The organism is Hymenobacter artigasi (assembly GCF_012275535.1).
GTDB lineage: Bacteria > Bacteroidota > Bacteroidia > Cytophagales > Hymenobacteraceae > Hymenobacter > Hymenobacter artigasi.
Window position 1 is genome coordinate 132,021 of sequence record NZ_JAAVTK010000008.1, and the last position, 15,567, is coordinate 147,587.

16 protein-coding genes are annotated in these 15,567 nt (G+C 63.2%); 5 read left to right on the forward strand and 11 right to left on the reverse strand.

The features are described from left to right. The first annotated feature begins 10 nt into the window (after positions 1–10). From yiaA to HBN54_RS14145, 3 genes are all read left to right on the forward strand, one after another. The gene (gene yiaA / locus HBN54_RS14135) at positions 11–415 is read left to right on the forward strand and encodes an inner membrane protein YiaA (RefSeq protein WP_168673865.1); all 405 of its coding nucleotides are present in this window, start codon (positions 11–13) and stop codon (positions 413–415) included. Positions 416–433: 18 nt separating this feature from the next. After that, positions 434–1,123, forward strand: a complete 690-nt coding sequence (locus HBN54_RS14140; RefSeq protein ID WP_168673866.1) for a TIGR02117 family protein — start codon at positions 434–436, stop codon at positions 1,121–1,123. A gap of 158 nt (positions 1,124–1,281) precedes the next feature. Then, complete coding sequence (locus HBN54_RS14145) at positions 1,282–1,959, forward strand: hypothetical protein (protein WP_168673867.1); 678 nt, start codon at positions 1,282–1,284, stop codon at positions 1,957–1,959. A gap of 136 nt (positions 1,960–2,095) precedes the next feature. Here the strand turns inward: HBN54_RS14145 and HBN54_RS14150 are convergent, their stop codons facing one another. The 9 genes from HBN54_RS14150 to HBN54_RS14190 form a co-directional block, all read right to left on the reverse strand. Further along, on the reverse strand, positions 2,096–2,257 hold the full coding sequence (locus HBN54_RS14150; RefSeq protein ID WP_168673868.1) for a hypothetical protein: 162 nt from the start codon (positions 2,255–2,257) through the stop codon (positions 2,096–2,098). A 245-nt stretch (positions 2,258–2,502) separates the two neighbouring features. Then, the gene (locus tag HBN54_RS14155) at positions 2,503–2,778 is read right to left on the reverse strand and encodes a hypothetical protein (RefSeq protein WP_168673869.1); all 276 of its coding nucleotides are present in this window, start codon (positions 2,776–2,778) and stop codon (positions 2,503–2,505) included. A gap of 49 nt (positions 2,779–2,827) precedes the next feature. Beyond that, entirely contained in the window at positions 2,828–3,697 is an 870-nt protein-coding gene (locus HBN54_RS14160; protein ID WP_168673870.1) for a mechanosensitive ion channel family protein, read from the reverse strand. Between the two features lie 91 nt (positions 3,698–3,788). Continuing rightward, positions 3,789–5,696, reverse strand: coding sequence for a mechanosensitive ion channel family protein (locus HBN54_RS14165; RefSeq protein WP_168673871.1), 1,908 nt, complete (start codon positions 5,694–5,696; stop codon positions 3,789–3,791). 355 nt (positions 5,697–6,051) lie between these two features. Then, a complete protein-coding gene (locus tag HBN54_RS14170) occupies positions 6,052–6,300 on the reverse strand; it encodes a hypothetical protein (protein WP_168673872.1) in 249 nt (82 codons plus the stop codon). A gap of 625 nt (positions 6,301–6,925) precedes the next feature. Next, the gene (locus tag HBN54_RS14175) at positions 6,926–9,457 is read right to left on the reverse strand and encodes a T9SS type A sorting domain-containing protein (RefSeq protein ID WP_168673873.1); all 2,532 of its coding nucleotides are present in this window, start codon (positions 9,455–9,457) and stop codon (positions 6,926–6,928) included. Positions 9,458–9,611: 154 nt separating this feature from the next. Next, a complete protein-coding gene (locus HBN54_RS14180) occupies positions 9,612–12,455 on the reverse strand; it encodes a S8 family peptidase (RefSeq protein ID WP_168673874.1) in 2,844 nt (947 codons plus the stop codon). A 145-nt stretch (positions 12,456–12,600) separates the two neighbouring features. Next, complete coding sequence (locus HBN54_RS14185) at positions 12,601–12,855, reverse strand: hypothetical protein (protein WP_168673875.1); 255 nt, start codon at positions 12,853–12,855, stop codon at positions 12,601–12,603. A gap of 90 nt (positions 12,856–12,945) precedes the next feature. After that, a complete protein-coding gene (locus HBN54_RS14190) occupies positions 12,946–13,254 on the reverse strand; it encodes a hypothetical protein (RefSeq protein ID WP_168673876.1) in 309 nt (102 codons plus the stop codon). Between the two features lie 191 nt (positions 13,255–13,445). Here HBN54_RS14190 and HBN54_RS14195 point away from each other — a divergent pair, with 191 nt between their 5' ends. Continuing rightward, complete coding sequence (locus HBN54_RS14195) at positions 13,446–13,889, forward strand: energy transducer TonB (RefSeq protein WP_168673877.1); 444 nt, start codon at positions 13,446–13,448, stop codon at positions 13,887–13,889. A 12-nt stretch (positions 13,890–13,901) separates the two neighbouring features. Here HBN54_RS14195 and HBN54_RS14200 read toward each other — a convergent pair whose 3' ends face one another. Beyond that, positions 13,902–14,042 (reverse strand): hypothetical protein, encoded by a 141-nt coding sequence (locus HBN54_RS14200; protein ID WP_168673878.1) that lies wholly within the window; start codon positions 14,040–14,042, stop codon positions 13,902–13,904. 64 nt (positions 14,043–14,106) lie between these two features. On the opposite strand from HBN54_RS14200, the gene HBN54_RS14205 reads away from it, so the two are divergent. Further along, positions 14,107–14,400: a hypothetical protein gene (locus HBN54_RS14205; protein WP_168673879.1), complete on the forward strand. Its 294-nt coding sequence runs from the start codon at positions 14,107–14,109 to the stop codon at positions 14,398–14,400. 139 nt (positions 14,401–14,539) lie between these two features. Here HBN54_RS14205 and HBN54_RS14210 read toward each other — a convergent pair whose 3' ends face one another. Continuing rightward, positions 14,540–15,352: a universal stress protein gene (locus HBN54_RS14210; protein ID WP_168673880.1), complete on the reverse strand. Its 813-nt coding sequence runs from the start codon at positions 15,350–15,352 to the stop codon at positions 14,540–14,542. Positions 15,353–15,567: the final 215 nt, after the last annotated feature.

A 15,567-nucleotide genomic window follows, 5' to 3' on the forward strand; every position in this document is an offset into this window, starting at 1 on the left:
CCACCCACCTATGAACCCCCAGCCGCAACCGTCCAATGCCTTTATCGCCGCTTCCTGGGCAGCCCTGCTGGCGGGGCTGGCCGCCTTCATCATCGGCCTCTGGAACGCCGCCATGCCCCTGAACGAGAAAGGCTACTACTTCACGGTGCTGATGTACGGCCTGTTTTCGGCCATTTCCCTGCAAAAAAGCGTGCGCGACCGCCTCGAAGGCATTCCCGTAACCAACATTTATTACGGCCTGAGCTGGTTTTCTACCGTACTGTGCATTCTGCTGCTCAGCGTGGGCCTGTGGAACGCCACGCTCACCCTGAGCGAAAAAGGCTTCTACGCCATGTCGTTTCTGCTGAGCATGTTCGCGGCCATTGCCGTGCAGAAAAATACCCGCGACAGCCAGCGCGTGTGCACTGCTCAATAAATCCGCTTACCCCAATCTATGCCGCTTACGCTTCGCAAAACCCTAAAATTCACCGCCTATACCGTTGGCGGCATCATCGGCGTCGCGGCGCTTTACGTGGGCACGGCGCTGGTGCTGTCGGCCATTCCGGTGCCCAAGGCCGACCCCAACGCCCCGGCCGACGTCACGGTTTTTCTGCACACCAACGGCGTGCACACCGACATCGTGCTGCCCATCAAAACCCCGCAGATTGACTGGGGCCAGTCGCTGCCCGTCGCCAATATTCCCTCGCAGGATAGCACCATGCGCTACATCGCCTTCGGCTGGGGCGATAAAGGATTTTACCTCGATACGCCCACCTGGGCCGACCTCAAGGTGAGCACGGCCTTCGTGGCGGCGTTCTGGCTGGGCTCGTCGGCCATGCACACCACCTACTTCCACAGCCTCGCGCCCGGCCCCGAAACCATCCCGCTCCACCTCAGCCACGCCGAATACGCCCGCCTGATTGCCTACATCCAGCGCAGCTTCGCCCTCGATGCCGCCGGCCGGCCCCAGCACATCGCCGGCCACAGCTACGGTCCGGACGATGCTTTCTACGAGGCCCACCGCGTGTACAGCTTTCTCTACACTTGCAACACCTGGACCAACAACGCCCTGAAAGCCAGCGGCCAGCGCGCCTGCCTCTGGACGCCTTCCGACAAAGGTATTTTCCTCATCTACGGCCGGTAGCCGGTTGGCGCGGCCGGCTGCGAGCGTTTCGGGTACGGAGCCGGCGGCCGGCTCCGTGGGCCGCAGAGGGAGCATCACCGTTCTTTGTTGCTCGCGTTTGGCCGGGTGCGTTGTTTCGCACGCCGTTTCCCTCGTCTTGTCCCGCTATTTTGCTTCTAATGCAGCCCGCAACCATAATCACTCCCCGCACCGCTCGTTTTTTTAGCCTGGGCGAGCCGGGGCCCGCCATTCAGCACATCTGGATATGCCTGCACGACCACGACCAGCCCGTGGCGGAGCTGGCCGCGCAGCTTGTGAACCTCGATACGCCGGAGCGGCTGCTCATCCTGCCCGAGGCGCTTTCGCGCTACACCCTGCCCGATGGCTCCGACCAGCCCGCGTCGGACCGCGCCATGTGGTTTGCCCCCAATTCGATAGCCGACGACCTGGCCGATTCGGCCACGTATCTGCAAGCCCTGGCCGCCCAAACGCTGGCCGCCTGCCCGGCCGGCACCCCCGTTACGGTGCTGGCCTACGGGCACGGGGCGGTGGTGGCCTGCCACTGGCTGGCCGAAAGCACCATGGCCTACCAGCGGCTGGTGCTGTACGCGGCCGTGTTTCCGCCGCTGCCCGACCGGCGCACCTTACTGGCAGCCTTGCCGCTGCGCCCGGTGCAGGTGGTGGCCACTACCGCCGATGTCTTTACGCCCGAAGCCGATGGCCCGGCCCTGCTCCAGGACCTGCGGGCCGCCGGCCACACCGCCCGCCTGAGCTACACCGAGCCCGGCCCGCTCACGCTGGCCGCCCTGGGCGCGGGCCGCGAAGAAGGTGGCCTGCTCACCTCCGCCACGGCCTGAGCCGGTGGCCGGGTGAGCAGGCCAGCGACTACTTCACCTTAGCTTGCATCTTGATGCCCTTCAGGTTGCTTGTTGCACCGTCGAGCTGCTGCTTCAGGGCCTTGAGCTTGCTTTTTTCCGTGTTCACAACCTGGTTTTAGTCGCGCACCTGGCTTTGCAGGCTCTCCACCTTTTTGGCCTGTTCCGAAACCATGGTATTGGAGGAGTTAACATCGTTGTTGATGTTGCGGCTGGACGAGCAGCTGCTGAAAACGGCGCTGGCCAGCAACAGGCCGAACAGAGTATGAGAAGCTTTCATGGGATTGGGGAGGGGTTTGAAAAAGTGATGAGTAGTGACGTGACGCAGCTTCTTCGGCGGCTTGTGCTTGTGTTTCTCGTTTCGGGTTGCTTCTCGCCCAAAAACGGCCCACAAGCATTAACCCAGAAACGAGCAGCCGATTGAAAATCTTAGCACCAGCGCTGTCGGCGTAGAAGCAGTGGACAAAAAGGCAAAGTGGCTGCGGTCACCAGTCGCCGCCGGCCCGCACCGGTCAAAAAGGAGCTTTACTGAGCAGGGCCCATTTCCTTTTTGAGCCCTTCCAGGTTCTGGCGGGAACCGTCGAGCTGCTGCTGCATGGCGGCCGGCTTGGCTTTCTCCGCCTCGATAACCGCCTTCTGCTGTTCGAGCTGCGTGGTTAGGGCCTGTACTTTGCCCGCCTGCGCGGCAATGGCCGGGGTACTGGAGTTCAGGTCGGCGGCCAGTGGGTTTTCGGCTTGGCAGCCGGCCAGGAGCAGGCCCAAAAGCAATAGCCCGCCAGGGCCGGAAAGAGCGATACGCATGATGCAAAGAGAATAAGGGAATGCGCCGGCTACCGGCCGGCAAAAATGGCTATTGCGCCCGGCGCACGTTGACGTTGAGCTCGGGCGCCTCCACCAGCTGGAAGGTAGCCGATGCGAACTTAATGGCTCCGGCCGTCGCATCAACTTCCTGCAAAATCCTGGTGAACAACGCCGTTTTGGTCGCCCGGCGATTCCGGTAGCTCACCACGTAGCGCAGGGTGAATTCCACCCAATTGTCGTTGGCCACCAACGATACCATCGGCTCGGTGTTGGCGTCCTCCAGGCGGTACTTGCGCTGCATGAGCTGCCATTTCTCGCGCGAGGCCGTGGTCAGGTCGCCGGCTACTGCCATGCCCACGGCCGTGAGCAGGGTAGTGGCGCGGGCATAGTCGCTGCCGTACTGAATGGGGATTTTGATTTCATCCCAAAGAAAGGGGAATTCACCGGAGTAGTTGAAAACGGGTTCCTTGAACACGTAGCTGTTGGCAATGAGCACGATGCGGCCGTTGTACAGGTCGCCATCTACCCACTGCCCGGTTTCCATAATGGTGGTGCGCAACACGCCAATGTCCATCACGTCGCCCTTGATGCCGCCGAGCTGCACCCGGTCGCCGCTCTTATAAAAGCCGCCAAACATGATGGCCAGCCAGCCCGCAAACGAGGCAATCACCTCCTGCAGGGCAAAGGCAATGCCCGCGCCGGCCACCCCCAGCGCCACCGTGAGGCCCGCCAGCTTGTCGCTGTACACGATGGTGAGCATCACAATCGTGAGAAACACCCCCAGGAAATTGCTGAATTTAGTGGCTCGGTAGCGGTTGTCGTTGTTGGAAATTTTGGCCAGAAAATTTCGCTGAATCAGCTTGATAATGACCCAGACGATGGCCAGGCCTACGCCGGTCGCCACCAGCTTGCCCACCACCGGATTGAAGAGATACTATTCCATAAGTAAGAGGCTGGCAGCAGGAGGATTATTGCGTCCTGTTGGTCTATCGCGGTGTTTTGCCGGGCGCTTAGTGGGCGGCCGGGCCGCTGCTGGCGGCCGGCGGCTCTACCCGGAAGCTGGGGGCCACGTAGTCGGCGGACAGGTAGCTGGCCGGGATGGTGGTCTGGTTGCCATCGCGGGCGGCGCGGTAGTGGGGCGACATAATCTCGACCCCGGCCGCGTTGAACTGGTCCTGAATGTTCTGGTGAATGCGCGAGTAGATGCCCGCCTGCGCCCCGGCGGCGCGGGTGTAGGCATTGAGCTGGTAGCTCACGTAGAAATCGTCGAGGCTGGTTTGCAGGATGAAGGGGGCCGGGTCGGGGAGCAACTCCTCCACCTGGGCGGCGGCGGCCAGCATCAGGGCGTGCACCTGCTTCCAGGGCACGTCGTAGCCGATGGTGATGGTGGTGTGCAGAATCAGGCCGCGGGTGGGGGCGGCGGTGCTGTAGTTGGTGGTGTGGGAGCTCATCACCGAGGAATTCGGAATGGTGATTTCCTCGTTCTTGACGGTGCGGATGCGCGTGACGAGCAGGGTTTTTTCGAGCACGTCGCCGGTCACATCGCCGATTTTCACCCGGTCCCCGATTTTAAAGGCCCGCATATACGTCAGCACCAGCCCGGCCACCACGTTGGAGAGCGAGCCGGCCGAGCCGAAGGTGAGCAAAAAGCCCAGAAACACCGATACCCCCTGAAAAATAGGCGAATCGGACCCCGGCAGGTAGGGGAAAACCACTACCAGCGCAAAGGCAAACACCAGCACCCGCACAATCTGATAGGTCGGGTCGGCCCAGTCCGGATAAAAGCCGTCGATGGTGAGCGTGCCCTGCCGGATGCCCTCCTTCAGCGAATAGATGAACTTGAGCACGTAGCGAAACACTGCCACTATCACAATGATGGTGAACAGGTTGGGCAGGTAGTTCCAGACCGAGTGCAGAATCTTGCGCACCGGGTTCAGCACGTAGCCCACCAGCATATCGGCAATGTTCTGGGTGCCGGGAAAAATGCTGAACACGATGGGCAGCACCAGGTAAATGGTGAGCAGAATCACGGTCCATTGCAGAATGGTGAGCAGCAGCAGCACGGCATTGAGCTGCCAGTCGGCATTGAAAAACTCATAGGTGCCCATCTTCATGCCCGTAAACCAGGTGCCCTTGCGGGCCACCAGCTTGCCCCGCACCCAGCCAAACAGCCGATTGATGTACTTAACGGCAAAGAAGAACACCAGCAGCACGAGCAGCGTGAGCCCGGCCTGTCGCAGGTAGGTCTTCACGCTATTGGCCTTCTGGTAGGCCGTAATGGCCCGGATAATGGCTTGCTGATGCTGGCGGGCCAGCGAGTCCTTGCTCACATTTTGCCACAGCGCGTCGTTGTCGCTCACGCTTTGCAGCACGCGGTCGGCATACATCAAATCCACGGTTTGCTCCGAGGGGACCAGTCGCAGCGAGTCGGGCCGGAAGAAGGCCTGCTTCTCCAGCTCCAGAATTTTGCTGGTCGTGAGCGCGGCCCGTTCCTGCGGCCGAAACGGCCCGAACCGGGTGTACACGTAGAACAGCGTATCGGCGTGGGCCACCACGGGGTAGCCCCGGGCAAACTGCTTAAGCGAATCGATGTAGCGATGGGCCCGCACCTGCCGCATCGAATCGACGGTGCGCAGTGCCTGAAATTGGGTGAGCAACTCGCGCTCGCGCGAGCGGTTGGGCCCACTTTTCAGCCCCAGCAGCTCCTGTTGCAGCTGGGCCAGCTGGGCCGTGTTCTGGCGGCGCAGCGAGTCGAGGCGCTGCAGCCGGCCCATGTCGGTGCTCAGGCCCAGGGTCCGTACCGAGTCTTTGGTAACCGTGGCGGCGGGCTTGGCTGGCGGGGTTTGCGCGTAGCCGGCGCGAGGGGTAATAAATAGGCTCAGGCACAGCAGCCAGAGGCCCAGGGTATAAAAACGCATACCGGGAAAGGAAGAAAGATGGCAGGGATAAGCCCGACAATTTAGGTAATCTTTCTTCCCAAGCTAGTATTTTATGCTAATCAACGCCCTTTACGCGGTCAGCGGGACCAGCGTCCACACGAACGGGAATCGGGCGATTTGAGTAATTGCTGTTAAGCACTCGGTTTCTGGTTGCTCGTTTCTGGTTGCTCGATTACTGTTTTTAAGCCGTTTTAAGGTCGGATTTCAACCAGCAGCAACAGCAGCCCAGGCCGCTTGCGTGGCGGGCATTCCCCCCAAAACAAACCGACCCCGCCGGCGATGAAGCCAGCGGGGTCTTAAGGGATGAAACCATCGGGCGAACGGCCGGCGCGGCCTAGTTCAACCATACATCCGCCACTTGCTCGAAGCGGTGGGCGGCAAAAGCCCCGTAGGGACGCTCGGCGTAGAAACCGAGGACGTGCACCTGCGGCTGGCCCGTGCGCACATGCGGCAACACGCGCACGGCGTACACGCGGCCGGCCTCAGGCCAGTCGCCAACGTAGTCGGCCGGACGTTGCGCGTCGTTCACGCAACGGGCAAATTGCTGCAGGGGCAGCGGCGTAGGGAGTTTGACGTTTGACATACCCAAAGATACAATTATTACAGTAAACTAAAAAATTTGGAAAGAATTTTATTTAGGCTTTTTTGATGAGTAGTTGGGTGATTTCAGGTTTTCAACATGATTATATCATGAAGTGTATAATGTGGTCAGCGAAAGGTAGTTGTGTAATGGGTAGGGTAATGGAAAATGCGTGGCTAAATTATTTAGTAATTTATGGGGCTTAATATTTTCGCTTAAACAGTTAAATATTGTTATGCTAGTATTGTTTAGCGGGTTTATCGTTGCTCCACTTTTTAGCACCCGGCAACTGCTGTTGGGTGGTTGCTTGGGGCCGGTGAGCTAGTCCCGGCTGCGTGCCGCAATGGGCTGGAAAATAATTGCGCGGGTCAACTACTGGTGGCGTAAGCGGGAGCCGAGATGCACCACAAACCTAGCGCGCCAGGTGCGACAGATTGTACTAAACCGCTGGATAGCTGATATTCCCCGGCGAAGCACCCATTAATCACTATGTATGCTCCCGGCGGCGGCGGTAATGCAGTGCAATAGCGGCAGGCGGCACGAACTGCTTTCGGCTCAAGCCCAAAAAAGGCCCTTCAACATGCGGATGGGCATGTGAAGGGCCTTTGGTCAAGTCTGGTAGGCGCCGCTAACGGGTTACCACTACTTTCTGCTGATAGGTGCCGGCCGTGCCGGGAATGCGCAGTACGTACACGCCAGCTGCTATCGCGTTCAGGTCGAAGGTGGCTTCGGCCTGCTGGGTGGGCAGGGCCCAGCGGCGCACGGCGCGGCCGGTGAGGTCGAGCAGGGTGGCCTGCGTGGCGGGCGCTACGGCCGGCAGCACCACGGTGACGCGCTGGCTGGCGGGGTTGGGGTACACTGCCAGGGGCAGGGCAGCCGTGCCGGCGCGGGTAGCCGTGGCCACGGGGTTGGTGAGGCGGGCCAGGCCGATGCGCGCCTGGCCGGCTATCGAGCGGAAGTTGCCATAGGCAATGATTTTGCCATCGGGCTGCAGCGTGTAGTTGGGCGTGCTGTCGTCGCCGGTAAAGATGGGGGCCGGGGTGCTCACGGGCGCGAAAGCGTTGTCTAGGCTGCCATTGCCATTGAGCCGCACCAGCATAGCGGCCCCGTACTGGCCTATGGTGGTGGCCAGAATGCGGCCGTCAGGCAGCACCAGATTGGGAGAATAGCTGGTGGTGAGGCCATTAAAGGTGGGGTCGATAGCGCCGTCAACCAGCAGGCGCACGGTGTTGAACGGCACGGTCTGGCCATTGAAGGTGCTCACGTTGCTCACCAGCAGCTTGCCATCGGGCTGTTGCAGCAGGCTGGGGAAATTCCCCGGGCCGGCTCCGGCTCCAATTGCAAACGTATTATCCAGGGAGCCATCGGCATTGAGCCGAACCAGCGTGTAACCCGGGGTAGAGCCCGTGCCGGTTTCGGAATAGGTGAGCACAATCTTGCCACTCGCCTGAATAAAGGCGCTGTTGACTGTGCGAGTCAGGCTGCTGGTGGGTGGCACAAAGGTGTTGTCAAGCGTGCCGTTAGCATTCAGCCGCGCGATGCCGTTGCGGGCCGCGCCCCCAAAAGTGGTGAAAGTGCCGTAGGCCAGGACGCGGCCGTCGGGCTGTGTCTTAATGCCAACGAGGCCGGGCCCAGCGCTTGTCGTCAAGCCAAACGACACCGGTGTAAAGGCATTGTCGTTCGCGCCCGATGGCAGGGTGTGGGTGAGGGTGTTTGTCGAACCCAATCCAAGAATGTTGTAAAAGCTGCCGTCGGGCAGGGCACCCGCCAGCGAGCCATTGCTGGTGGAGTACGATTGGTCCACCGTGCCGTCGGCGTTGAGCCGAACCACGGAGGAGAGAGAAGAGGATGGTATTCCGTTGAATTCGGTGAATGAGCCTATTATCAGCAGTTGGCCGTTGGTGAGCGGGGCCACGTTGGAGATGGTGCCGCGCCGCTCAAAAACAGGGGCAAAGGTCGCGTCGATGGTCCCGGCAGTGGTCAGCAGGGCCGCGCCGGTTTTGTTCACGCCGTCGTACTGGGTGAGGAGGCCCACCGCCAGCACCTGACCATTGGGCAGTGGCGCGAGGGTCACCACGGTGTTGTTGGCTCCGGTGCCGGCGGCGTAGCTGGCATCCAGGGTGCCACCGGGCAGCAGGCGGGCCACCCGGCCGCGCGCCACGCCGTTGAATTGCACAAATGTGCCGCCTATCAGTACGTTGCCGTTGGGCAACAACACCAGCGACTGGACCGAGGCGTTAACTCCGGTGGCGTTGGTGGGGCCGGTGCCCGGCGCGAAGCTGGCATCCAGCGCGCCGGTGGGCAGCAGGCGCACCACCGCTGGCGAGGCCTGGCCGTTTACCTGCGTGAAGGAGCCGCCCACCAGCAGCTTGCCGTCGGGTTGCTGCACTGCGGCGTTGACCGTGCCGGTGAAGCCCGCGCCCAGGCCGAATGTGGTGTCGAGGCTGCCGTTGGCATTCAGGCGCACGAGGCCGCCGGCCTGTCCGCTGAAGGCCGTGAACGAACCCCCAACCACAATCTTGCCATCGGTTTGCACCACGATGGTATTCACGATGCCGCTGGTAGTACCCGTGCCAATGCTGAACGAGGCATCCGGCGTGCCGTCGGTATTCAGCCGTACCAATGCTCCGGCCTGCCCGGGCGCAAAGCTGTTGGTGCTGCCCACCAGAATCTTGCCGTCGGGCTGAATGGCCAGGCTGCCGATTTGGCGCAGCACCCCAGGTGTGAGCGACGCGAAGGTCGGGTCGAGCGTGCCATTGGCATTCAGGCGAGCGAGGGCTAGCGCCGGCGTGCCGTTGTAGGTAGTGAAGCCGCCGGCAATCAGAATCCGGCCATCGGCCTGCAGCGCCACGGCCCCGATAAAGCCATTGGCCCCGATGCCGCCCGGATTAAACGTCGCGTCGGAAGTGCCGTTGGCGTTGAGACGCTGGATTTTGCTGGCCAGCACCCCATTCACAAAGTCGAAGCCGCCGGCAGTTATCACCTTGCCATCGGGCTGCACGGCCAGGCGCTGCACGCCGGTTTGCAGGCCGCCCAGGTAGCCGTTTTTCAGCACCGTGGGCTGAAAGGTGGGGTCCAGTATCTGGGCCTGAAGGCTGGCAAGGCCAGCACCGCACAGCAGCCCCACAAGCAAAAACAGGCGAGTAAATACGTGTTTCATAAATACACTGGTTATTAAGGTGGAAAGGATTTTTGTCGCTACAGGTAGCAGCCGGCCATAAATATAAAAAGGAGCCGCATAGCAGCTCCCTTTTATATGAATAATCAGCAAAGCTGGAAAACAATAAATAGAGCTAATCTACCCGTTTTCAGTCCTATTGAATAGCTACGGCCCGGCTCATAATCTGGTGGCGACCCACGGCCTGCACCACGTACCAGCCGGCCGGCAGGCTGCCCAGCTGCACATCGAGCAAGTGGCCGGCCGCCGCCTGCCGCCGCACCACCTGGCCCAGCGCATTCAGCAGTCGCACTTCCACAAGGCCGAAATCGGCGGGCACTTCCACCCGCAGCGGGCCGGTGGTGGGGTTTGGGTACACCCGGAAATCAGTGGCTGCCAAAGCTGCCGGGCGCGTGGGCAACACGGTGGCATAAACCGTGGCTGCCGCATCGGCCGAGGCCTGGAGTTGCGCCAGCGTAGGCGCGGCCAGCACGGCAAAGGCCACGGTGGTAGAGTCGCCGGGGGCCAGCCGGGCCAGCCTGGTGCCCACCACCTGCGACACATCGGCCCCGTTGGGCAGGCCGGCGGTGCGCTGGGCGCGGGCAGTGCCGCTGCTCAGGGCCAGGAATTTTTCGGCCAGCGAAAAGCCATCGGCCAGGCGGATGGGGGAGCCGGCGGGCGCGCCGCCGTCGATGGAATACACGGCCGGCGCACCGCCGCGCAGCAGCCGGACGCCCGCGTAGGCCATGGGGGCGGGGGTGCCGGCCGGGCCGGCCAGCGCGTAGCAGTAGCCCAGGGCGCGGGCGCTGTCGTAGGCGGCGGCGTTGCGGGCGGCGCCGTTGGAGTTGGGCAGGTCCCAATCGGCGAAAATGCCGACATAGAGGGGCTTGAGCGTGTCGGCAGTGAGGTTTTTGAGCGAATATTCCAGCACCACGAAATCGCGGCGGCCGGGCGTGGCCCAGGCGTAGGCGCGCTGGCGCACGGCCACGCCCACGCTCCGCACGCGGCTGCCGGCCACCGGAATGGTGTCCTGAAAGGCCACGCGGGCTTCCTGGTCGGCGCGGGGGCCGGGCTGCTGGCGGGTGGCCTGGCGCAGGCTGAAAAATGACTGCCGCGACTGCCCGCCGCTGCTGCGCAGCCGGTCCGACACGCGTGTGGGCGTGGTGGCCAGCAGCAGGCCGCCTTCGCTCAAGATGTTGCCACCGGCGCGGTAGCTCAGGCCCGCGCCCACGGTGCCAGCCAGGTTATCGAAGGCCAGATTGCCCCGGCTGGTGAGCGTGATGTTCAGGTCGTTGGCATCGAGCACCACATAGTCGGGGTTCAGCATGAGGTCCACGTATTGGTCGTACTGAAAGCCGCCGGCGGCCGTGATGCGGTAGCGCAGCGTGGCCGTGGCATTGAGCGGGATGCCGCTGGGGGCCACCGCCAGCCGGAAGGGCGCGCTGAAGTTGGTGGCGCGGGCCAGCGTAGCCATGTTGCCCACCGCAAAGCTGCCCTGCCGCACCGTGAGGTAGGGCGAGAGCGAAGTGACCGTGACCGTGAGCCCGGCCACCGGCAGCAGCATATTCTGCACGTCCACGGCCAGGCGCAGGGTGTCGCCGGGGGCGTAGGCGGGCCGCGCCGGCAGGAACGTGCTGGCGATAACGCGGGCTTCCCTGGGGTTTTCGGTGAGGGCGCGCAGCACGTTGAGGCGGCCGGTGCCGAGGCGGCCGGCCCAGGCTGCGTTGGCGGGCAGGGCGTCGATGTTGTCGGCGGTCTGGCGCAGGCGGGCCCGTACCTGGGCGGCCGTGAGCTGTGGGAACTGCCACCGCACCAGCGCCGCCGCCGCCGCCACCATGGGCGAGGCAAACGAGGTGCCGCCCACGGCCACGTAATCGGCATCGGCCACGCCGCTTGCCGATACCGTGTGGTAGCCCTGCGTGGTGAGGATGCTGATGCCCGGGGCCACCAAATCGACGCGGTGGTTGAACGTGCCGCTGCCGCTTTTCTGGTCCGTGCTCTGCACCCCGGATACCGACAGCACATGGTCGTAGGAAGCGGGGTAAAAGAGCACGTCGGCGTTGGTATTGCCGGCGGCGGCTACCACCACGGCGTCGCGGTTCACGGCCGCGTACGTAATGGCGTCCTGCTCGAAGCGCGAGTAGCCGCCTATCGCGCCCCAGCTCATGTTGATGACCTGGCAGCCGTGGTCGGCGGCATACACCACGGCCTCGAACCCGGCAAAAGAGCCCGTGGGCGTGTTCGGATAAATGTTGAGGGGCATAAACCGGCACTGGTTGCCCAGGCCGGCAATGCCGAGGCCGTTGTCGGTGCGGGCGGCGGCCACCCCGGCCACCATCGAGCCGTGGATGATGGTGATGTCGTAGCCGCAGTCGTTGTCGTTGTTGGCCAGGTCCCAGCCGGTGAAGTTGTCCACGTAGCCGTCGCCGTCGTCGTCGAGGCCATTTATAGGGTCGGCGTAGTTGTGCTTCAGCTGCTGGCGCAGGTCCTCGTGGGTGAGGCGCACGCCGCCGTCGGTGATGCCGATAACGATGCTGCTATCGCCCCGGGTCACGTCCCAGGCGCGATAAGCGCGGATTTGCTTGAGGTAGAACTGGCTAGCTGCGAGGCTGGTGAGCGTAGAGTCGGCCCGGGGGTCGTTGGGCTGGTACAACGGCTCGCGGGTATAGAGCGGCTCCACGTACTCCACGGCCCCGGTGCCCAGCAGCACGGCCCGGGCCCGGTCAAAGGGCGTGGCGGCGGGCAGCTCGACCTGGTAAATCTGCCGCAGGTCTACGCTGCCGGGCCGCTCGGGATTGGGGGCCTGGGTGTGGGGGAATTTCTGCCGCAGACCGTGGGCGCTCAGCGCATTCAGCGCGGCCTCAAGGGCGGCCGGGGCCTGGCCGGGCCGCAGCTTCAGCACCAGCCGGCCGGGAATGGTGGGCGGCGTGGCCAGGGCCGTAGCCGCCTGCCCCAATCCAATTATTAAGTAGAAAAATAATGCGCGTAACGTGTTTTTCATCAGGTAGAAGCGTTGCAGTGATATCGCAGTTAAAGATAAGGGCTTACGTATTTATTACGCGGGTTGGATTATCGGCGTATCCGTAAAAAGCAAGCCCGCCGCTTCGGCAGAAGCGGCGGGCTTGGCAGAGTAGCGTTGCGCGGTGCTAACGCGGGTTGTAGAACTTGTAGGGCTTAGGCGATTTGGCCGTTTTGAAGGACTCCAGCTTGTGGGGCTTCAGGTCGATAACCGGGCGGTTGCTCTCGCGGCGAAACTGGATTTTGTTGTTTTTTCCCCGGCTCGATTCCGAGGTGCGGGAAAAGGCGCGCCGGGCTTTCAACTTGGGGCGCGACTGCGCGGTGGCCGGAATGGTTAGGCTCAGGCCGAAGCCGAGTAGGAGCAGGGAGAAAAACTTGTGCATGACGGTAAAAAAAGACGGTGAAGGACGGGGCAAATAAGTTGCTCGGGAAGTGATTTAGAAGCAAGTAAACGGTTAACCAGTAGCGGACAGCTACAATAGGGCTTGTACGTCGTGGCCCAAATTTTCGATGTCCTGCCGCAGCTGCTGCCAGGTGCCGTGCTCGGAGCCGGAGGTCGGCGTGTCGGCCTGCGTAAGCTGTGCTGCCAGGCGGGCGCGCTTGGCTTCGAGGGCGGCAGCGTGGGCCTCGTAGGTATTGGTGGAGCCGGCGGCCGTGGCGTGGGCGCGGTTGTGCAGGGTCTTGATTTTGGCATCCAGCTCATCGAGGGCCAGGCGCAGGTTGGTGGCCGAAAGCTGCGGGTCGCGCGGAGCGGAAGCGTCGGAAGTAGGGGAGGGAACCATGGGCGGCGAAGTAAGCGGCAGGACAGTTGGGTATTGTACTGCTTTCGGCCCCGAAAAGATGCCGCCCAGGACTGTCGTCCGCCCCCCGGTTATGTTGCCAACATTACCACAACAAAAGGATAATTCTCCGGCCGCTGCGCCCGCAATAAGGCCAGGTAGCTTTGTGGCATAGAACTTTAGCCCGACCCCTCATGCATTACCGTTGCGCTTTTGTGGCTGGCCTGGTGGCGGCGGCGAGCGGCCTGGCCCAGGCCCAGACGGCTTCGGTAGTGGCGGTAGCCCCGGCCGAAGGCAGCAGCGCCGCCGCCCCGGCGGCTCCCACCGTCTACTTCACGGCCGAGGAAATGCCGGGCTTCCCCGGGGGCGACGCGGCGCTGGTGAAGTTCCTGAGCAGCAAGGTGCAATACCCCGCCGCCGCCATCGACCGTGGTTTGTCCGGCAAAGTCCACGTCGCCTTCACCGTAGACCCCGCCGGCCACCTGCACGACCCGCGCGTAGTGCGCGGCCTGGGCAGCGGCCTCGACGACGAAGCCCTGCGCCTCGTGCGCCTCATGCCCTGGTGGACACCCGGCCGAATCCACGGCCAGCCCGTGTGGGTGAGCATGACCATGCCCATCGTGTTTCGGGCGCTTTGAAAAATTAGTTCGTCAGCCACCAAGGGTGCGGGGCAGGCCCAACTCCCGGGCCAGTGGGGCCGCGCCCGACTGCCACAGGGCGGCCAGCACGGCGTTGGCAGTTTCGGCCAGCTCCAGGTGGAAGTCTTCGTGCAGGCGGGTGGTCTGGCGCAAGGCTTCCTGGGTGCGCTTGGCCAGGTGCTGGAGCAGGGGCTGGGTGGGGCCGTGCAGGCGCGCCGTGCTGGCGCGCCGTGCTGGCCGTCTGGTGCCGGAACACGTTGGCCAGCAGTCGCCAGCTGAGCTCGGCTTCGCCAAAGGCATCGTCGGTTATTTTGGCGTGGTAGGCCAGCCGGGCCTGCAGCTGCCGCAGGATAACGAGCAGGTCGTTGGGCGTTTGGTGGAAGCCCCGCACCGGGTCGTCGACCTGGGTGCGCAGGGCGGCGCGGCGCATTTCCAGCGCCTCGGGGCCTTCGAGCAGCCGGAAGGCCAGCTGTTCGGTCAGCACGGCATCCTGGGCCACGAGGCGGGCTAGGAGCTGGTCTTTTTCTTTCTGCGGCAGCTGCAGCAGGGCTTTGCGAAGGTCGGGCGGGAGGGCGGGCATGGGGAGGCGCTACGCGGGCGGGGGTTCAGCCGCAAACTACGTGCCCCGGACCGGGAAGGTGCCGCCACGCCTACCGGGCCGGCAGTATCAGGACGGGCAACGCGCTGTCCAGCACGAGCTGGGCCGTCACGCTATTATGAAAAAGCTTGCCCAGAAAGCTGCGCTCACGAGCAATCACCACCAGCAAATCGAAGTCGTGGGGCTGGGCCACCTGCAGAATGCCCCGGGCCACGCTGGCGCTGGTCACGGTGCGGGCGTGGGGCGGGGCCAGGTCAGCCAGCAGGCCGGTTTGCTGCACCGATTCCAGGGCGGCGAGGTCCTGCTCGTGGTGGCCAGCCGATACGTTGAGCACGGTCACTTCGGCCTTTAGGGCGGTGAAGAGCTGCTGCATGGTGCCGGCGTGTGCGCCCAGGTTGAAGGGTTCCCCATCCACGGCCATCAGCACGCGCCGGGGCGGGGCCGTGCTGCTGGTCAGGTAGGGCACCACCAACATGGGGTAGGGGGCGTGGCGCAGCAGCTCGAGCGAAGTGGTTTGCACCAGCTCATCGGGCAGGTCGGAGTGGTCGGGGCGGCCCAGCACAATCAGGGCGGGGTGGTGCCGGGCCACGGCATCGGCCACGGCCACTTCCACGCGGCCGTAGCCTACTTCGGACACCACGGGCACCGGCAGGCCGCGCGCCACACTGCTCAGGGCCAGCGCCACGGCTTCCTTGCTCAGGTCGGAAAAATCGCCCGTGAGGCGCTCCGGGTCCAGCACGGAGTCGCGGCGCACATTCAGCAGCACCAGCCGGGCGTGCAGGGGCCGGGCCAGGTTGGTGGCATAGTCCAGCGCCCGGTTGGCGGCCTGGAAAAAGTCGGTGAGAACGAGCAGGGAGGCGGTCATGATGAGGAGAGGCTGGTGAGAATGCGCCAAGCAAAGAACCGGCTTGCACTGCGCCGGTCAACTGGCATACATTATTAAAAACACTTGATTTTTATCATGTTTTGCGAAGGGCAGCTGGCCTTATCATACGGCCTTGGCCCCAGTCCCGCAAGCCAGCGAAGGGATTTGGTGAAGTAATATATATTAATTACTATTATAATGAATTAAGTCTGCTG